This is a genomic window from Pseudenhygromyxa sp. WMMC2535 (assembly GCF_011083025.2).
Window position 1 is genome coordinate 1 of sequence record NZ_JABJWV010000002.1, and the last position, 15,494, is coordinate 15,494.

Sequence of the window (15,494 nt, forward strand, 5' to 3'; positions counted from 1 at the left end):
GACCCTCGAGGGCTTCGCCGAGGAGTCCTCGCGTACCAAAAGACCTAAACAAGCCGTCCCGAGCTGGCGAACAAGGAGGATGATCCTCCGCGTTCACCTGCTCCCGGTCTTCGGCAAGGCCGGCTCGATCAGATCGACGAGCGGGCGATCGACGCCTACAAGGTCGAGAAGCTCGACCAGGTGACCAGGCGGGGCAAGCCCTACAACCCCAACACCGTCAACAAGCACCTCAAGCTGCTCGCGCGCATCCTCCGAGTCGCGCGCAAGTGGAAGCTGATCTCGGACGTCCCCGAAGTTGGCCTGCTCAAGGCGCGCAAGACCGACTTCGACTTCCTCACCTTCGAGGAGGCCGACGCGTTCATCGCCGCGGCGAAGCAGCACGTACCGCACTGGCACCCCTTCGTGGTCGTGGCACTGCGGACCGGGCTGCGAGTCGGCGAGCTCATCGCGCTACGCTGGCGCGAGGACGTCGATCTCGTTCGCGGTCGCGTGACCGTGCAGCAGTCCTACAACCCCCACAACGGCTTCACGTCGACGAAGAACGACAAGATCCGCGAGCTCCCGCTGACGTGGGACGCGATCGCGGCACTCGAAGCCCAGCGCGAGTTCGTCGATGTCGACAGCGAGCTCGTGTTCCCCGGAGCGGACGGCGAAGTCCTGTCCGCGAACAAGACCAACGAGGTCCTCGCGGAGATCTCCGAGGCCGCCGGCATCCGCCGGATCCACAACCACTGCACTCGTCACAGCTTCGCGAGTCACGCGGTCATGCGCGGGATCCCGATCCGCCAGGTCCAGGAGTGGCTCGGCCACGGTTCCATCGTGGTCACGATGCGCTACACCCACCTGGCCCACGGCATCGGCGACGATCTGATCCGGCGGCTCGCGCCGCCGACCCCCGATGATGCTGCAAAGTCGCAGCACATACACAGCCCTCAAATTTGGCGATCGCCGAATTCGGGCTCCCAGACCCCGATAGACCCCCTAAATTAACCAACCCGAAGACCCTGCTAGAGCGTCTTGTACTGGTTCAAGCGCCTGCGCGCGCGATTGCGATCGTCGTAGCTGGGTTTTTCTTTGTCGAGTGTGGAGGGGAGAAGCAAAGCGGTGTTGCGTATGACGTCCGCGTAGGTGCTGCGGACGAGCGCGGGCTGGATGCCGGGCAGGTTGTGCTTGTCAGGTGCCGCGAGGGCGGCGCTGAGGCTGCTCCCATTGGCGATGCGCCACAAGGCATAGATGATGGACTTGCTCTGCTCGAGGACGACATCGTCCACGACGCGCTTGGCGTTGATGCCGATGAGCTGAGGATCGAGCTGGTCACGATTCGCGGGGTCTTCGGCGTAGCGCTTGACCGCCTCGATGGTCTTATTGAGGGCACCGAGTTGCTCGGCGTTGAACTCCGAAAATCCCAGCAAGCTCGACTGAACCGAGTCCGGCGGAAGCTTGGGCAGGCCAATGATGTCGATGTTGATGCGAACGCTGGCCATGCCCAGCTGGGCTTGGGCGGCGACTCCGGCGACGGAGGCTTGAAGCTCACCTTCGATCTTGGTGGCGGCCAGGGCGATACGAAAGCCAACCCCGTAGACCGCGCTCACCAGAACCTTGGCGGGATCACTGGTCGCGGAGACAGACCCGCGCATCATGTAGTCGAGGACGAAGAGAGTAGAAGAGCCTTTGCTGCTAACCTCGAATATACCCCCATAGCCGATGTTGGCCGCAGCCTCGACACTGAGTTGATCTCGTTTGAGCTTGATGTTCGAAGCAATCTCTCCTGTGAAGCCTGGGACAACTGGCACGATGCTAGTGCCGTGAACCTTTTGTAGGTAACTGAGCGTCGGGCCGGGGTCGCCGGGATCGATGAGGAATTCGGACTGACTCATGCTGTGAAGTTAAGGCTCTTGCACGAGCGCAGCAAACGCAAACTTGACCAGGTCAGCCAGCCGGCCGAAAACGTTCATTCAGGGCAACTGCGAGGACGAGGGGCGCCACACCTGCACGCGCGCGCATTTCATTGATCGCATCCACACGATCGCACACAGATCTTCATCTGGCCGAAGCGGCGTCCGATCACTCACCATTTGTGACCATGCGCACTGCACGTTTACCGATGGAATGACTAATCAATTCACCTACTCACTGAGCCTGACGTCGAGGGGCACGACCGCGGGAGCAAAGCGCAGGCGGGCCCCTCGGCGAGTGCGGCCTACGGCAGTGGGCCCTTGGTCTCGGACGTCCACATGCATCTGTACCGCATCGCTGATCACCAGCAGCCGCACCGCGGGATCATCGGCCGCTCCCGGACCGAGACGCCAAGCACAGCCGTGAACACGACCATCGACTCGCCAGGCCGTTCTTGGATCGGGGGCTTACCCCTTGAGGCAATCGAGCAACACCTGCAACACCCTGAGCATCTGCCTCACCTCCTGCGTCTCGAGCCCCCTGAGTAAATCCTGGAGCTCCCGACTCGGATCCAGCTCGCCAAACTCGAAGGCCGCGAAGAGCGTGCTGAGGCTGAGCGTCATTCCCTGGGAGAGCTTCCTCAGCGTGTCGAGGCTCGGCGAGAAGTTCCCCTTCTCAAGCCGGCGGATCGTGTCCGCGGACAACCCCGAGCTCTCGGCGAGACCCTCTTGAGTCATGTTCCGAGCCTTGCGCAGAGATCGAACATGACTGCCAAAGTCTTGGCTGAACTTCTTGTCGGTCGTGTTCATCAATCACCGATACCGATTCGATAGAGACCTTCTCGCTCAGGAGGCGAGCTCGCATTTCGGGCGATCACCACAGCGGGCCCAGGCTCAGGGTGCACGAGACAAAAGGATCGGCTCGCACGTAGGCGTTGCCGGAGTGAGTCTGGAGCAGGGCAGGCTCGCCATCTCGTGTCTGATAGATCTCCAGCCGCCGTCGGGGCCGGTCGATGAGCCAGACGAAGGCCACTCCGGCTTCGGCGTAGCGCGGCAGCTTGCGCTGGCGATCGAGTTCCTCGAACGCAGGCGTGAGCAGCTCGCAGACCCAGTCTGGCCGCTTCTGGGCGCAGATGTGCTGCGCCTCGAACTCCGTGGCCTCGCCCTCGTAGCGCCACCCTGCGATGCCGGGCACGAGCAGCTCTACTTCATCGAGCCGGAGCAGGGGCTCCTCGAGGAGTAGCCATCCCTCGAGCCGCTCCAGCTCGCTGAGCAAGGTCGAGCGCACCACGAGGTCGAAGAAGTGGGGCGCGGGTCGGCTGTAGAGGTCTCCCCCGATCAGCTCCGTCACCCGGTCTTTGCGATCGTGCTGGTTGAAATCACGAAAGGTGGCCCCTCGCTTGATGGGCTTTGGCAGGGCGCGGCTCATCGCAGGCACGCAGGAGGGGCCCAACTAGGAACGCTCTACCAACCCCCAGCGTGTTCCGCTGGTCTGACCGTGACGCCGCACGACCCCCGCGGCCTCGAGACGGCGCATCGACGCTTGCAGCTTCCAGCGAGGGCCCCCGAGGCGAGTTCGCAGGTAGGCCGCCGCGACAGGCCGTCCAGCTGCGGTGAGCACCTCGATGGCGAGCTCATCGAAGTCCTCCCCGGTGGCCTTCTTGGCGCGCCCCAGGCGGGCGTAGTCGATCGCTGACGGGTCGGAGTCGCCGCCCTGCGCCGTGCGGCTGCCTTGGAGGAGCTCGTCGATCGTCAGGGTTCTGAGGACCGGAGCCAGGGGATCGTCGCTCATGACGAAGCTGGCGAGCTCGCCGAGGCGGATCTCCGGGTGATCATAGATGACGCGGAGCACCGCGCTGCGCTGACCGTCTTCGAAGAGGGCTTCCAGGCTCATGCCTTTAGGTCACCAATCCCCTCGAAGTGATGGCCAGAATTCGAGAAGTTAAACGAGAGTTAAATCATGCCTCTTCGAGAGGGCGAGTCGCGCCTGCGAAGATGTGCCGTGTTTTGTCGTGCAAACGTGCACGGTCTCCAGCCCAAGCAACGCGTCGTCAAGGGGAAGAGCTGCCGAGAGAAACTCGGGGCTTCCTCTGGCTCTCATCGAGCAGTCGCCGGAGCTGACGAACCACCTCCCCCATGCGCCACCGAGCCGTGCTCAGCTGGATGGACTCGGCCTGCGCGAGCGCTTCGGGGCGACCTCCCGCGAGGCGATGCCGAAGCGCACGCACGAAGATCGAGCCGAGCTTGGCCACAGCGCTCTCCAAGCGGCTCGCCTGCTCCTGCATCTCGAACTCCTGACTGGGGCTCTTGTCTCGCGCCAGTGGTTCGGCCTCGAGCTGAACCCAGGGCCGCCTGATCTGGCTCTGGTGGGCTTGAAGGCGCTTGTTCTTTGCAGTCACCCGCAGCCAGCGCAGAAGGGAGTCTTCCTGCCGAGGCTCGAAGGACCAGATCTTCTCCCAGACAGCCAAGAAGGCGTCATGAGTGAGATCCCCAGAACCCAGCATGCGCTCGAGCTCCTCGGCGAGCACCTTGCCCAGCGCCTGACTGGCACCGGGCTTTTGGGCGAGCGTGTCGACTCTGAGTTTTTCCAAACGCTTGGCCAACCCTTCGTCGTTCACCATCAAACGCTATCACTGACTGCAACCGACGCGAAACTGTACCAAGGTCCATGCACGTTGGTGTAGGATTGGCGCCCGGGGTCCCTCGTGGAGATTAAGTACCATTCCGAAGAGCAATACGTGCCGATGACGCCCGAGGAATTCGAGGTGATCGAGCGCGAGTACGCCAAGGTCTTCGGCCCCGATGACGCGATCGATCGTCCCCGCGCCGCCGATGAGGGCAAGGATCGCTACGCCGAGGGACCCTGGCGAGAGCTGCGACGCGAGGTCGATGAGCGTCATCTGAGTGCCGTGCTGGGTGACGGGGAGCACGTGGCCATCGGGCGCTTCGAGCTGCTCTGGGAGATCGGCCATGGGGGCATGGGCGTGGTGTTCCGGGCCTGGGACTCCACGCTCGGGCGCATGGTGGCGCTCAAGCTGTGGACCGACGCGATGCCCAGCGAGGACGCGCGGATGCTTCAGGAAGCGCAGGCCCTGGCTCGCCTCTCGCACCCCAACGTGGTCTCCGTGTTCGACGTCGGCGAGTACGAGGGCCACCTCTACGTGGTGATGGAGTTCATCCGTGGTCAGGACGCCGCGCACTGGGATCCGCGCCACTGGAGGGAGGTGCTCTATGTCTACGGCCTGGCGGCTCGTGGTCTGATCGCCATCCACGCGGCCGGCTTGGTCCACAACGACTTCAAGCCCGAGAACCTGCTGCTCGGGGACGATGGGCGCGTGTGCGTGGCGGATCTGGGCCTGGCGGCGTCGATGCCCCGGGGCAGTGAGTCGGAGCAGAAGCCTGGGGGTACGACCGGCTACATGGCGCCCGAGCGCGTGATCGGGGGTCCTGGGGATGCACAGTCCGATCAGTTCTCGTTTTGTGCGGCGGTCTACGGGGCGCTCTATGGGACGCTGCCCTTTGGTGGAGGGACACGCATCGCCGTGCTCGAGGCCATGGAGGCCGGGGAGTTGGCGGCCGGAGACAGAGCCCTGCCGGGGATCCCTCCGCGGGTCCGGGCTGCGTTGCTTCGGGGGCTGGCCTGGCGAGCGCAGGACAGGCACCCGAGCATGGAGGCCCTGCTCGCCGAGCTCGAGAGCGCGGAGCGAGAGGCGCTGGAGCGGAAGACGCGCAGGCGATCGATGTGGGGGCAGGTGCTCCTTGGGGGTCTGCTCTTGGCCTCCCTGGGAGGATTTGCGGCAACCAAGCTCGGAGATGTGCCTGGTGAAGAGAGCTCCATGCCAGTCCTGCCGCTGCCCTCGGAATCAAGGCTGTGGGAAGGGCTGCAAGAAGGCGCGAAGAGCTGGAAGGCTGCCAGTGAAGCCGATGCCCAAAGGACCTATGATCACTGGCGAGCAAGTGACATGATCCTACGTTCAGCCTGCCCTCAACTGGATGGGTTCTTGTCCGAGAAGATCGCGGCTAGGCTCATCGAGCCAGATACGGCCGTTGTCGACAAGATTGTCGCAGGCTGGATCACTCAAGGAGCCGCTCAGGCGTGGGAACGCGCACAAGCATGGGAGCGTGCTGCAAGAGCTGGAAATATTGCCTCGTCTTTGTTTCTCGAAGCAGGAGAGGATGGACTTGCAGAGACTCAGCTTCACTGTGCGCTGATCAATGCAGAAGGCAAAAGCTGCTTCCGTTAGTACTCGTCGCACCCAACGGTTCCATCTTCATTTGAGTATGGGGAGTGACAGTTGAGAAAGAAACCTCCGCATGTTTCAGCAAGGCTTAGCTCGTAGCAATTATTGAGCCCCGCATAGCAGCACAATGGTGCTGTATACTCAAAGGGAGTACTCCCTGGGGGTGCCTTCTCACAAAACCCCCGATCGCAAGCATCGTCGAAGGGCTGGTAGCACACCACCTCCCCGTTGATCTTCTCCCCGTAGTCGCACCACATCTTGATGCCTGTCGTGCATCGCCCGTTCTCGTCGGTGGCCGTACAACTCGCGCTCGCGCCGATCGAGCAGCACACGTGGTCGGCCCACAGCGGCGCGTCGGGCCCGGTCCACTTGCAAAAGCGAGAGAGCCTGGTGCCCTCGCTGTCGGTGACTGGTGCGCCGATCTCATCGAGGTAGACGTCGTCGCAAAGATCCGGAAGCGAGGCCAAGGCCGAGGCTGGCAGCAGTAGTCCCAGGGCAAAGGCGAGTATGAGCGTGTTGTTCCTGATCATGATGGGCTTCCTCGAAGGGCCAAAGGTAGCCCACTTCGAGCTCTGAAGGCGAGAGGAACTCGAGCAAGCCTCTGGCCGAAGCTCAAAGAGCTCAGTCAGGCGCTACAAGTCGCAGGTGATGAACTTGTTTCGAGCACCATCGGGCAGCTCGGGACACATCTCGATGGCGTCCTGGTAGGCGACAGTGCAGTCATCGTACCAGCCGGCTTCGCACCCTGGGTTCATGCTCAGACAGTTGCCGTAGTCCTCCATCACTGGATTCGCGCAGTCGAGGTAGCGCTTGCCCTCCTCCTCGAAGCCCTCGAGCGAGTCCGCAAGGCAGTCGCGCTCCTCTTCACTGAGAAAGAGAGAGTCTCCGCATGCCTGCATCGTCGGGTAAAGCACGTCCTCAGGGCATTCACAGATCTCTGCGGAAGCCGCGTCCTGGAGGTTCGCGTAGAGCACGACGTCCCCAGAGATATCCGGTGCCTGCTGACATGCCATGCAGAAAACTGAGGGCATCAAGAGAGTGCGGTATGAGCGCCCTATCATGGCGCCATGGTAGGCTATCCCTCCTGATCTTCGCTAGAACGGCTGAGCCTGAGTGTTGCACCAGCAAGCACGGCTGCGCTACTCACGCCAATACCCACGGTGACCGCCCGACGCCAACGGCTCCGACCGGCCGTGTTCATCGGGACACGGGGCGCCTTAGCCGCGATTTCGTTCGCACTGGTGAGGGTGGGTCGCCCAACGACCTGCGGCCGTCGGGGCGCCCTCGGTGGCCTGATATCGGGTGCGAGCAGCTGATGGCCATCGACCCCCGGACCTTTGAGCAAGGGATTGACCGGCGATGCCTTGACCCCGACGGCCTCGAGCTCCGCGCGGTACTCGGGATCGCTCACCTGCCGGAGGTCGATGAGCATCCGCTTGCCGTCGTTGAGGAGCGCTCGCCGAGCATCCATGAAGCGGTCGGCGAGCGCCGTGGAGCGCAGCTTGCCGCCGGGATGGTAGAGCGCGCCTGCTCCTGGCGGGACGTAGGCGACTTGAAAGGAGTCGAGGTAGTGGGCCTGGAGCGCTCGCAGGTCCTCGCAAAACGGCTTGATGATCCTCGAGAACACCGACGCCTCGAAGGGGATCGAGAACGTGCTGTCCTCCCGCGGTGACGCGATCAGCCCGAGCGGCATGTCGGGCTCCCGTCCCCCCAGCTCGGGCCCGGTCTTCCCGTCGAAGGATGTCATCAGCGTTGCCAGCCGGGAGATCAGCCCGCGCCAGCCTTGGCCTTTGTAGTGAAGCCACTCCTTCTCAGCAAAGATCCAGAATTTCTCGAAGGAGTTCTTCCACCTGAAAATCATCGCTTCAGTGTCCAGCGTATAGAGCAGTGGCCCCGGCCGGGAGATCATGTCGAGAGTGTTGAGCAACAACTTGTTCGTCGATGGATAGAACGCCCCCACGTTCTCCCCAGGGGTCGACGCGTTGAGCGGAGCCCCGCCGTAGGCCCACCCGACCCCCTCCGTCGGCCACACCGACTCCGGGTCCACGCACTGCCGGCAGTCTCGGCTCCCGTCGAAGGTCTTCACGCCCTTGTAGCAGGGCTTGTCCACGCCCTTGCACCTCAAGGTGTAGCGATCCACCGACGTCCCGCGCACCGAGTAGTAGAAGCGATACGACGCCTGCAACACCCGCAGCGTCACCATCGTGCCTGGCATGAACCCGAAGGTCGATCCATCGCCGGGGTCGAAGCTGAACTCCGTGTCGCCCTTCGGCCCCCGTGCAACCTGCGGGGTCCCTTGTTGCGCGGCGATCCCATCTTCGCGATGCTGAAAGGTCCAAGGCTGATCGTGGCGATAGGCCGGCAAGTATAGCGAGGTGTAGTCGGCGTTGTAGGCTGGCTCGATCTTGCCGTCGGGATACACGATCCCGCCGGTCCCCAGCTCCCTGAAGACCTCGAACACGCGGTTGACCTGCCACGAGTCCGTCGCGGGGTCGTCGGTCTGGAGCGGCGGCAACACCACGTCCTTGCCCAGCTCCTCCGCCCGGATGGCCATCCCCACGTCCACCGCCCACACCGCCACCGCGATCACCTGCGCGATCGTCCGCGCGATGATCCCCGTGTTCGCGGCGATCAACTGCAAGACCTGCAAGCCCATGTCCTTGAGCAGCGTCGGGAGCACCTCCTCGGCGTTCTCGAAGTTGCCGAAGGCGTCGAGCGTCCGGGTGATGTTCCCGTAGACGGTCGCCACGGCGCCGCCGAGGTCGACCTTGTCCAGCGCGGGGAGCCCCACTCGGGTCGCCAGCTCATAGACTCCGATCTGCATGCTCGAGATCCAGTTTTGCCAGTCCGCCGAGGCGAAGGCTTGCATCGCCAGCTCCCCCACGAGCCCCACGGCGGGATCGAGCACGGAGTTTTGAAGCACCTCCTTGCCCGGCATCTTGCTGGCAAAGGTGAGCCACTCGGACCCCTGGGGAAAGACTCGCTCGGCTCGCTTGGTGACCTCGCTGATGTAGGTCTCGGCTGGTCGCAACAGCATCAGTCTTTCTCCCGTCGCCCAGGTCCGACCTGGGTCACCTCGAGTCGTTCACCGCCGCTCGAGGGCGCGGGCCGTGGCGTGTCGACGAGATCGACGAGATCGACGAGTCGCCGAAGAGCGCGAGCGCGAGGACTTCTTCGTCCTCGAATTCCTCGAACCCCAAGGCCCGCTCGAGGTCCTCGCAGGTGAGCCCCCCGAGCTCGCCCGCCTCGAGCTCCAAGACCGTCGGACCGAGCCGCCCTTCAGAGCTACTCTTGCGCTGGCTCGCCATAGTCCCCCAGCCTGTACATGGCCAACCGGCCCACGATGTAGCGCCCCGCGAGCTGCTGCTCGGGCGTTCCAATCTCCAAGAATCGTTTGGTCACAAATACCTTACTCATCCCACGCAAGTGCAAGAGCGCCTCGCGTTCGTCTTCCATCTTTGCAGCTTCCTCCACCAACACCATGAATCCTTCGATCGCATTGCGATTGTCATTGAAGAGCTTGCATATCTGCGGCTGCGTCAGTGTCATCCCCACATAGGCCAGCGCTTGCTGTGCGCATCGAAACTCAGGGAACACCTGCATGGAGCGGTTGGCCCAGTTCTCGAACATCGCCCGTGCCGTGGGCACGACCGTCGTCAACGTGGCGTCGACTGCGTAGCGTAGGAACTCCAGGGTCATCCCCCGACGCTGGGTCTGCTGCTTGGCCTCGAAGGCGCGGGCGCGGGCTTCGGTCCGCCCGGTGTGTTGGTCGAGCAGCCCTCGCACCTGCTCCTGCTCGTACTCGATCGCCCGCTCGAGGATCGCCCGGGTGCTCGAGATCAGCTCGGGCGCGGCGGCCGACGCTTTTTGCGCGAGCGAGAACGAGTGGTTGCGCTCCTCGGTGAGCTTGAGGAGCAGCTCGTCCTTGATCGCGTTGATGCGCTCGAAGTCGTCTCCAAACCGATCCTGCGGCGGGGAGTGCTCCTCTTCGCCCATCTCCTCGCTGGGGCCTCGCCCGCCTTCGACGCGGCGTGAGACCTCGAAGAGCACGGCACCGTCTTCTCCGTAGCCGCGCAGCTGGAAGTCACAGCGCGAGTCGAGGCCGCGGGCCCAGTGGACACAGCGGCGCCACAGCCCCTCGACGATGAGCCGCGCCTGCTCGCGAAGTTCCTGCGGATCCTCGTCCTCGCCGGGCGGCCACTCGAAGTGGGTATCCGAGAGCTCGAAGCCCTCCCAGGTCCTTACGGGTGCCCCCTCGAACTCGGACAGGTCCAGCGCCGGCGAGACCATCGGCCGGTACCGGCTCGAGCCTCGCCGCCACAGCAGCCGTACTCGGAGCAGTTGTTCGTCGTGGGCGACGAGCGCATCGATCCACTCGTTCGGCGCGGACGCCTCGCGTTTCTTCACCGTCATGTTCTCTCCTTCTAACGAGCGACGAACACCAAGCTGAGGGAACCCTGGGCAAAGGTCAACGGCAAAAGTCTATTTTTCCTCTCCGCTGTCTAATTCGAGGATCTATGAGCACAAATAGACCGGACATTAGACCGGATGATAGACCGGGCAATAGAGAATCGAATAGACCGGAAGGCCTGAAACACAAACGAAAAAACCAGGCGGTGACCTCGAGGCTCTCAAAAGCGGGAACATTTGCCGGTTTTCGACAACCCCTGGCGATGGCACGCCAAAAGGCATGTGCATGACCTGTCCGCGAATAATCTGGACACATGCAGACCCGCGGGCATGTTGACGCTTTGCGAAAACCAGCCCAGTTTGTTGCCATGGCAGTCAGTAGTCAGTTGGCGACGCGCGAGGAGATGCTCGACAGCCTCGACGCCGAAATGGTGAGGCTCACCGAAGAGACCGAGGCCACGGCCTTTGGTCTCGAGTGCGCTCGACGAGAGGCCGAAGATGAGCGCCGCTCGCTCTTGTTTCACCGCACGGCCGAGGGCCTGGAGGTGGCCACGAGCGTGTGCGCGGGCAGCTTGTCCACGGTGCATCTGGGCTCCGTGCCTGCTGGCGCTGCAGCGAACTTCTTGATCGGCGGCGCCTCGAAGGTGCTCAGCTTCATGGCCCCCAAGCACCCTGCGGCCCAGGTTCTCAGCCGGGGAGGCAAGGAGTTCTTGCACTGCCAGCTGGCGATCCTCGCCCGCAACGCGATCCTCGACCCCTGAGCGCGCATGCGCACCCACAAAGGTAGACCCATGACCAAAACCCAGACACAAGAGCGCCCCCTCGAGCAGCGAAAGATGCAGCGCAAGCAGGCCAAGCAAGCAGGCCGCGACCGTCGGGCCGAGATGATCTTGGCGGTTCAAGACGAGAAGAAGACCCGCGACGAGCAGCTGGAGCTGCAGATCGCCAACGTCGACGTGCGCGTCGCTGGGCTGGAGGCTCGCTTCACCAAGCTGGAGACCCTCCTCGCCGAGTTCGCCCCTGAAACCCAGTCCCAACTGAACCAAGAGACCAAGTCATGATCGGATCCCATCTCAACAGTCTTCTCCCTTGCACCACACCAGGCTCGCCCTACGGCCTCGAAGCCGCGCAGGAGGCCATGGAGCGCAAGATGGTCTGCCCCAGCGAGTTTGCCTTTGGCTGCGTCGTGCCTTTCGAGGTCGAGATCGCCTTGGCCCCTGGCACACGGGTGAGCCATGAGGTCAAGCCCAATGTCCGGCTCCTGCCCGTCGCCATGGTCGCCCACTTGTCGGGATCGGATATTCGGATCGAGGCGATCACGCGCCGAGACGACCGTGCAGCGGGACTCACGGGAACGGGGATCACGACCACACGCGACCCCGACAGCTTCGACTGGGAGCCCCTCAAGACGCCCTTCAACCCTTTCCCCCCAGACATCGGCCCCGTCGACAGCAGCAAGGGCTTTCAGATCACGGTCTCCAACCTGACTGGCGACAAGAGCCAGCTCTTCCAGGCCACCTTCTTCGGGGCGATCGGCGGCTACGCCGGGCTTCGCTACCTTCAGGACAACATCGGTCTGTCCGATCAGCTCTTCAGCAAGCTGGGCACCTGGCTGCGAGAGTCTGGGATCACGATCGAGAGCAGCGGGGCGAAGTGATGATCCGCTTCCCCATCGAGCTTGTCGGTGAGCAGCTGCTCAGCGAGGGGGCGGTGTTCTTCACCGAAGCCCTCGCCAAGCTCAACGCGCGTCAGTTCGTGCGTGAGCAGCCCGAGGACTCGCCTTGCTGCGCGCAGTGTGCTGGCTGCGAGTTCGATCGGGAAGCCCCGCTGCGCGACGCCAAGCGCCTGCTCGAGGCAAGGCAGGCTTCGCCCGCGAGCATCGTCGCCTACTCCATGGGCCGCGAGCTCGCGCAGGGCGTGGCCTGCCGCGTGGTGCTGATCGACGGGCAACGCCTGGCCTATCAGCGTGAAGACGGCGCGGTCGCGGATCCGCTGAGCAAGTTCGAGAGTGAGACGAAGGAGCAAGACCATGGCAAAGAGCAGTGCTGCTGCGGACAAAGCGAAGGACAGGCCGGCGATGACACCCACGCAGGGTGCCAAGACAGCCCGCGCTGACCTCCCGGCGACTCGCCCCAAGACCGACGAGCCGGCGCGCGTCGACGTCCGCAGGTCCTCTGGTGGGGTGGTCGCGGCGGGCCTCGGCGCGGCCGCGGGCACGGGGCTCGTCGCCTTTGGCCTCTACAAGCTCGGCGAGCGTGCCGGCTGGTGGGGGGATCCCAGCACGATCGTGATCGACGACCCTGCGGACAGCGGCGGAGATCAAAGCGGCGGCGGGGAGAGCAACTCCGGCGGCGGCTCCAAGAGCTCGACCATTGCGATCGGGAACCCACCCAACATGAGCGGAGATGCAGAGGGGTACAACACCTCGCTCTTTCCTTCGCCGGCGGCGGTCCGCCTGGCGCTCAAGTCCCTCGGCTATGACGTGGAGTTCGAGGCTGCGCCCCTCGTCGGCTACGAGGAGACCCACGGCGAGGTCCAGCGCTTTCAAACCGACTGGAACCGGGTCATCAAGGCGATCGACACCGGCAAGATCAGCTTGCCGAAGTCCGTGAAGAGTCCGGAGAAGCTGGCGATGTATCGCGGGCTGCTCAGCGTCGACGATATCCCCGGGAAGTACACCTTGCGCGCCATCGAGATTGCGATCCGCAACGCGCTGACCAACCTCGTCAAGTTCACCAAGATGCGAGAGGAGTCGAAGCGATGAACAGCCGACGCAAGCTCGAGGCCCTCGGCTACGGGACGACCGCCAAGGAGATGGAGCGCTTTCAACGCGACTACAACTGCTTGCCGCCCAAGCGCCTGCTCCCTCTCACGGGGCGCTTCGACGCCGCAACCGCCAAAGCGATCGACCTCGCCTACGAGGTCCGCACGATGTTCATCCTGACCCGCGACGGAGACTGAGCCATGCCCGACTTCGTGGACCTGCTCATTCAACCCTCCGTGGCGACGGCGTCGCTAGAGCCGAGCCTCGGCCCCGAGGTGATCCCCTTCGTTCCGGCACAGAGCCTGGGCGCGAGCCCGCCACACGACGAGGTCTACGAGCTCGACGACATCGACCTCCAGGCTCTCGAACCCGGACAGCCGCCGGTCCTCGGCGAGCTCGAGGCTCCGCACTACACCGAGGTTCTCGACCAGCTGTGGATGGAGTTCGACGATCCCGAGGAGCGCACGGCTGGTCGCATGCTCGCCCTGGTCGAGCAGGTCGCGGCCGAGTCCATGCGCCTGCACCAATTGCAGCTCGAGTTTTGGGACTCCCTCGCGGCCAAGACGATCCCCGAGTCGGAGTTTGACCGCTTTCAAAGCGAGTATCTGGCCTATCTCAAGCGGCTCAAGGGCTACAAGCAGACCCTGCTCGTGCTGCCCGAGACCAGCAGGGACACCGACGAGATCTACCTGGGCTTGATCAAGCGTCGATCGGGGCAGGCCCCGTGCCGGACGCGATCATGCACCTGTACTTCTCCAACCAGATCGGGATCCTCGAGCAGCACGCCGAGGACATGAGCGAGGGATTTGTGGGTCGTGTCATGACGGCCCTCGCGGTCGTGGATCGCGTCGCCGAGGACGCCGCCGAAGCGCTCTCGGACGAGGTGCGAGATACCGCCGAAGACGCCCAGTCCGCATGGAAGCGAGCGTACTGGTGGATCGTGGGCGGGGTCACCGTGGTGGTGAGCGGGGCCGTGGGCACCGCGGTGTTGCTCACCCGCGAGGGCAATCGTGAGCGGTGATCTCGAGATCCCAGGGTGGGCCTGGGCGGCCCTCGGCGGCGTCACCCTCGGCGGGTTGCTCGGGGCCATGGTCATCAGCGCGCGCCGGCCTGCCTGGGAGATCCTGCTGCGCCGAGCGGGGGCGCCCCGCGAGCTGTGGCCCTTCGCGGCGATCCAGCGCTACACCGAGAGCCGCGGGAACCCCAAGGCCGGCCTTGGCCGCCCCGAGCTCTTCCCTGCGTGGGCCGAGCCCCGCAACGCCTCGCGCGCCCAGCAGCTCAACGAAGCCGACGCGGCCGCGTCCGCCTACGACCGCAACGCAGAAGCCTACGCCGAGTCGCCCTATCCCAGGCAGATGTGGGTCTTTGGTAGCGGCGGGGCCTATGGCCTGCTCCCCGCGAATGCGCTGGCGCCGTGGCAGGACACCGACGCGCTACGCCGCGGCAAGGTCACCCCCTACGACGTGTTCAACCCGTGGCGCTCGACGGTCTTCTTCCTCGAGTACGTCCGCCGGTTGATCGGGAAGTCGAGCTTCACGAGCTTGCCCGAGCGCTCGCGCACCTTCATGGCGCTCAAGCGCGGCATGGCCTCGCCTGCGCTGGTGAGCGACGTCAACGAGCAAAAGACGCGCTCGCAGACCTCCCGGAAGAACGCGACCAAGGCCCTGAAGTCCCTCGGCTTGCGGGAGGACTATCTCGACCAGCCCGTCCCCCTCGACTGGCCCAACTACCGCGGCGGCCTGGAGCTGGTGCCGTGATCTGCTGGACCACGGTTCGCCGCTTCGACGGGGACGTGTCCGAGGCCCTCCACACGGCGATCGTTCCCCCCGAGATGTCGGGCCTACGCTTCATCGCGCTGGTGACCCTCGACAAGGGCACCGGGACCTACGCGCCCACCCCCGACGCGCCCACGCTGACCGTGGCCTGGGTGCCGCGAGAGCGTGTCACCGACGAAGCGAGCTCCACCGAGGAGATCGACGCCGCGCTCGCAGATCCCGACCAGGTGCCCTTGGTCATCACAGGGGATCAGCCGGTGTTCTATCGCAGTGACGACGGCTCCGCCTTTCCCGCGGTGGGGATCAAGGGATCCCTGATGGTCTTGGCCGTGCGCTTGACGAAGATCGTCGAAGGCGTGCACGGCCAGATCACCTTGGGATGGGAGAGGCGTTCGAGGTGTTGAAGAGA

Annotated in this window: 23 protein-coding genes; 13 read left to right on the forward strand and 10 right to left on the reverse strand. The window is 64.2% G+C overall.

The features are described from left to right. On the forward strand, positions 1–184 hold a 184-nt coding region (locus G6O69_RS39515), incomplete at its 5' end, for a hypothetical protein (protein ID WP_217910168.1). Continuing rightward, the gene (locus G6O69_RS36780) at positions 181–990 is read left to right on the forward strand and encodes a site-specific integrase (RefSeq protein ID WP_176397306.1); all 810 of its coding nucleotides are present in this window, start codon (positions 181–183) and stop codon (positions 988–990) included. The genes G6O69_RS39515 and G6O69_RS36780, both read left to right, overlap by 4 nt. Before the next feature lie 17 nt (positions 991–1,007). Here G6O69_RS36780 and G6O69_RS36785 read toward each other — a convergent pair whose 3' ends face one another. From G6O69_RS36785 to G6O69_RS36805, 5 genes are all read right to left on the reverse strand, one after another. Continuing rightward, entirely contained in the window at positions 1,008–1,877 is an 870-nt protein-coding gene (locus G6O69_RS36785; RefSeq protein ID WP_172302450.1) for a hypothetical protein, read from the reverse strand. Positions 1,878–2,363: 486 nt separating this feature from the next. After that, positions 2,364–2,705, reverse strand: coding sequence for a helix-turn-helix transcriptional regulator (locus G6O69_RS36790; RefSeq protein WP_172301374.1), 342 nt, complete (start codon positions 2,703–2,705; stop codon positions 2,364–2,366). Between the two features lie 64 nt (positions 2,706–2,769). Then, on the reverse strand, positions 2,770–3,324 hold the full coding sequence (locus tag G6O69_RS36795; RefSeq protein WP_172302449.1) for a Uma2 family endonuclease: 555 nt from the start codon (positions 3,322–3,324) through the stop codon (positions 2,770–2,772). A gap of 24 nt (positions 3,325–3,348) precedes the next feature. Further along, positions 3,349–3,789 (reverse strand): hypothetical protein, encoded by a 441-nt coding sequence (locus G6O69_RS36800; protein WP_172302448.1) that lies wholly within the window; start codon positions 3,787–3,789, stop codon positions 3,349–3,351. Positions 3,790–3,946: 157 nt separating this feature from the next. Further along, the gene (locus G6O69_RS36805; RefSeq protein WP_176396643.1) at positions 3,947–4,486 is read right to left on the reverse strand and encodes a sigma-70 family RNA polymerase sigma factor; all 540 of its coding nucleotides are present in this window, start codon (positions 4,484–4,486) and stop codon (positions 3,947–3,949) included. 153 nt (positions 4,487–4,639) lie between these two features. Here G6O69_RS36805 and G6O69_RS36810 point away from each other — a divergent pair, with 153 nt between their 5' ends. Then, the gene (locus G6O69_RS36810; RefSeq protein WP_255216091.1) at positions 4,640–6,139 is read left to right on the forward strand and encodes a serine/threonine-protein kinase; all 1,500 of its coding nucleotides are present in this window, start codon (positions 4,640–4,642) and stop codon (positions 6,137–6,139) included. Here the strand turns inward: G6O69_RS36810 and G6O69_RS36815 are convergent. The 5 genes from G6O69_RS36815 to G6O69_RS36835 form a co-directional block, all read right to left on the reverse strand. Then, on the reverse strand, positions 6,136–6,666 hold the full coding sequence (locus G6O69_RS36815) for a hypothetical protein (RefSeq protein WP_172302445.1): 531 nt from the start codon (positions 6,664–6,666) through the stop codon (positions 6,136–6,138). The two genes, G6O69_RS36810 and G6O69_RS36815, sit on opposite strands and share 4 nt — an antisense overlap. Positions 6,667–6,768: 102 nt before the next feature. Beyond that, complete coding sequence (locus tag G6O69_RS36820) at positions 6,769–7,035, reverse strand: hypothetical protein (RefSeq protein WP_176396642.1); 267 nt, start codon at positions 7,033–7,035, stop codon at positions 6,769–6,771. A 176-nt stretch (positions 7,036–7,211) separates the two neighbouring features. Continuing rightward, entirely contained in the window at positions 7,212–9,173 is a 1,962-nt protein-coding gene (locus tag G6O69_RS36825; RefSeq protein ID WP_172302443.1) for a hypothetical protein, read from the reverse strand. 34 nt (positions 9,174–9,207) lie between these two features. Beyond that, complete coding sequence (locus G6O69_RS36830; protein ID WP_176397307.1) at positions 9,208–9,393, reverse strand: hypothetical protein; 186 nt, start codon at positions 9,391–9,393, stop codon at positions 9,208–9,210. 28 nt (positions 9,394–9,421) lie between these two features. Further along, positions 9,422–10,549, reverse strand: a complete 1,128-nt coding sequence (locus G6O69_RS36835) for a hypothetical protein (protein ID WP_172302441.1) — start codon at positions 10,547–10,549, stop codon at positions 9,422–9,424. Positions 10,550–10,914: 365 nt separating this feature from the next. Between G6O69_RS36835 and G6O69_RS36840 the strand changes: the two genes are divergently transcribed. Genes G6O69_RS36840 through G6O69_RS36885 form a run of 10 tightly spaced genes read left to right on the forward strand, consistent with a single transcriptional unit; the run spans position 10,915 to position 15,489 of the window. Continuing rightward, entirely contained in the window at positions 10,915–11,307 is a 393-nt protein-coding gene (locus G6O69_RS36840; protein WP_172302440.1) for a hypothetical protein, read from the forward strand. A 30-nt stretch (positions 11,308–11,337) separates the two neighbouring features. Then, positions 11,338–11,607 (forward strand): hypothetical protein, encoded by a 270-nt coding sequence (locus G6O69_RS36845; protein ID WP_217909773.1) that lies wholly within the window; start codon positions 11,338–11,340, stop codon positions 11,605–11,607. Beyond that, positions 11,604–12,203, forward strand: a complete 600-nt coding sequence (locus G6O69_RS36850) for a hypothetical protein (protein ID WP_255215706.1) — start codon at positions 11,604–11,606, stop codon at positions 12,201–12,203. The genes G6O69_RS36845 and G6O69_RS36850 overlap by 4 nt, the downstream gene beginning before the upstream one ends. After that, a complete protein-coding gene (locus G6O69_RS36855) occupies positions 12,203–12,661 on the forward strand; it encodes a hypothetical protein (RefSeq protein ID WP_255215705.1) in 459 nt (152 codons plus the stop codon). The genes G6O69_RS36850 and G6O69_RS36855 overlap by 1 nt, the downstream gene beginning before the upstream one ends. Continuing rightward, entirely contained in the window at positions 12,624–13,310 is a 687-nt protein-coding gene (locus G6O69_RS36860) for a hypothetical protein (protein WP_172302439.1), read from the forward strand. Before G6O69_RS36855 ends, G6O69_RS36860 begins: the two co-directional genes overlap by 38 nt. Then, complete coding sequence (locus G6O69_RS36865; RefSeq protein ID WP_172302438.1) at positions 13,307–13,507, forward strand: hypothetical protein; 201 nt, start codon at positions 13,307–13,309, stop codon at positions 13,505–13,507. Before G6O69_RS36860 ends, G6O69_RS36865 begins: the two co-directional genes overlap by 4 nt. Positions 13,508–13,510: 3 nt before the next feature. Further along, positions 13,511–14,107: a hypothetical protein gene (locus G6O69_RS36870; RefSeq protein ID WP_176397308.1), complete on the forward strand. Its 597-nt coding sequence runs from the start codon at positions 13,511–13,513 to the stop codon at positions 14,105–14,107. Beyond that, positions 14,050–14,331, forward strand: a complete 282-nt coding sequence (locus tag G6O69_RS36875) for a hypothetical protein (RefSeq protein ID WP_176397309.1) — start codon at positions 14,050–14,052, stop codon at positions 14,329–14,331. The genes G6O69_RS36870 and G6O69_RS36875 overlap by 58 nt, the downstream gene beginning before the upstream one ends. After that, on the forward strand, positions 14,321–15,067 hold the full coding sequence (locus G6O69_RS36880) for a hypothetical protein (protein WP_346017006.1): 747 nt from the start codon (positions 14,321–14,323) through the stop codon (positions 15,065–15,067). Before G6O69_RS36875 ends, G6O69_RS36880 begins: the two co-directional genes overlap by 11 nt. Continuing rightward, on the forward strand, positions 15,064–15,489 hold the full coding sequence (locus G6O69_RS36885; RefSeq protein ID WP_172302436.1) for a hypothetical protein: 426 nt from the start codon (positions 15,064–15,066) through the stop codon (positions 15,487–15,489). Before G6O69_RS36880 ends, G6O69_RS36885 begins: the two co-directional genes overlap by 4 nt. Positions 15,490–15,494: the final 5 nt, after the last annotated feature.

Coding starts and splice junctions, on each gene's coding strand:
- G6O69_RS36785 (WP_172302450.1), bottom strand. CDS start 1,877: ATGAGTCAGTCCGAATTCCTCATCGATCCCGGCGACCCCGGCCCGACG.
- G6O69_RS36790 (WP_172301374.1), bottom strand. CDS start 2,705: ATGAACACGACCGACAAGAAGTTCAGCCAAGACTTTGGCAGTCATGTT.
- G6O69_RS36795 (WP_172302449.1), bottom strand. CDS start 3,324: ATGAGCCGCGCCCTGCCAAAGCCCATCAAGCGAGGGGCCACCTTTCGT.
- G6O69_RS36800 (WP_172302448.1), bottom strand. CDS start 3,789: ATGAGCCTGGAAGCCCTCTTCGAAGACGGTCAGCGCAGCGCGGTGCTC.
- G6O69_RS36810 (WP_255216091.1), top strand. CDS start 4,640: ATGACGCCCGAGGAATTCGAGGTGATCGAGCGCGAGTACGCCAAGGTC.
- G6O69_RS36815 (WP_172302445.1), bottom strand. CDS start 6,666: ATGATCAGGAACAACACGCTCATACTCGCCTTTGCCCTGGGACTACTG.
- G6O69_RS36820 (WP_176396642.1), bottom strand. CDS start 7,035: ATGCAGGCATGCGGAGACTCTCTCTTTCTCAGTGAAGAGGAGCGCGAC.
- G6O69_RS36825 (WP_172302443.1), bottom strand. CDS start 9,173: ATGCTGTTGCGACCAGCCGAGACCTACATCAGCGAGGTCACCAAGCGA.
- G6O69_RS36835 (WP_172302441.1), bottom strand. CDS start 10,549: ATGACGGTGAAGAAACGCGAGGCGTCCGCGCCGAACGAGTGGATCGAT.
- G6O69_RS36840 (WP_172302440.1), top strand. CDS start 10,915: ATGGCAGTCAGTAGTCAGTTGGCGACGCGCGAGGAGATGCTCGACAGC.
- G6O69_RS36845 (WP_217909773.1), top strand. CDS start 11,338: ATGACCAAAACCCAGACACAAGAGCGCCCCCTCGAGCAGCGAAAGATG.
- G6O69_RS36850 (WP_255215706.1), top strand. CDS start 11,604: ATGATCGGATCCCATCTCAACAGTCTTCTCCCTTGCACCACACCAGGC.
- G6O69_RS36855 (WP_255215705.1), top strand. CDS start 12,203: ATGATCCGCTTCCCCATCGAGCTTGTCGGTGAGCAGCTGCTCAGCGAG.
- G6O69_RS36860 (WP_172302439.1), top strand. CDS start 12,624: ATGACACCCACGCAGGGTGCCAAGACAGCCCGCGCTGACCTCCCGGCG.
- G6O69_RS36865 (WP_172302438.1), top strand. CDS start 13,307: ATGAACAGCCGACGCAAGCTCGAGGCCCTCGGCTACGGGACGACCGCC.
- G6O69_RS36870 (WP_176397308.1), top strand. CDS start 13,511: ATGCCCGACTTCGTGGACCTGCTCATTCAACCCTCCGTGGCGACGGCG.
- G6O69_RS36875 (WP_176397309.1), top strand. CDS start 14,050: ATGCACCTGTACTTCTCCAACCAGATCGGGATCCTCGAGCAGCACGCC.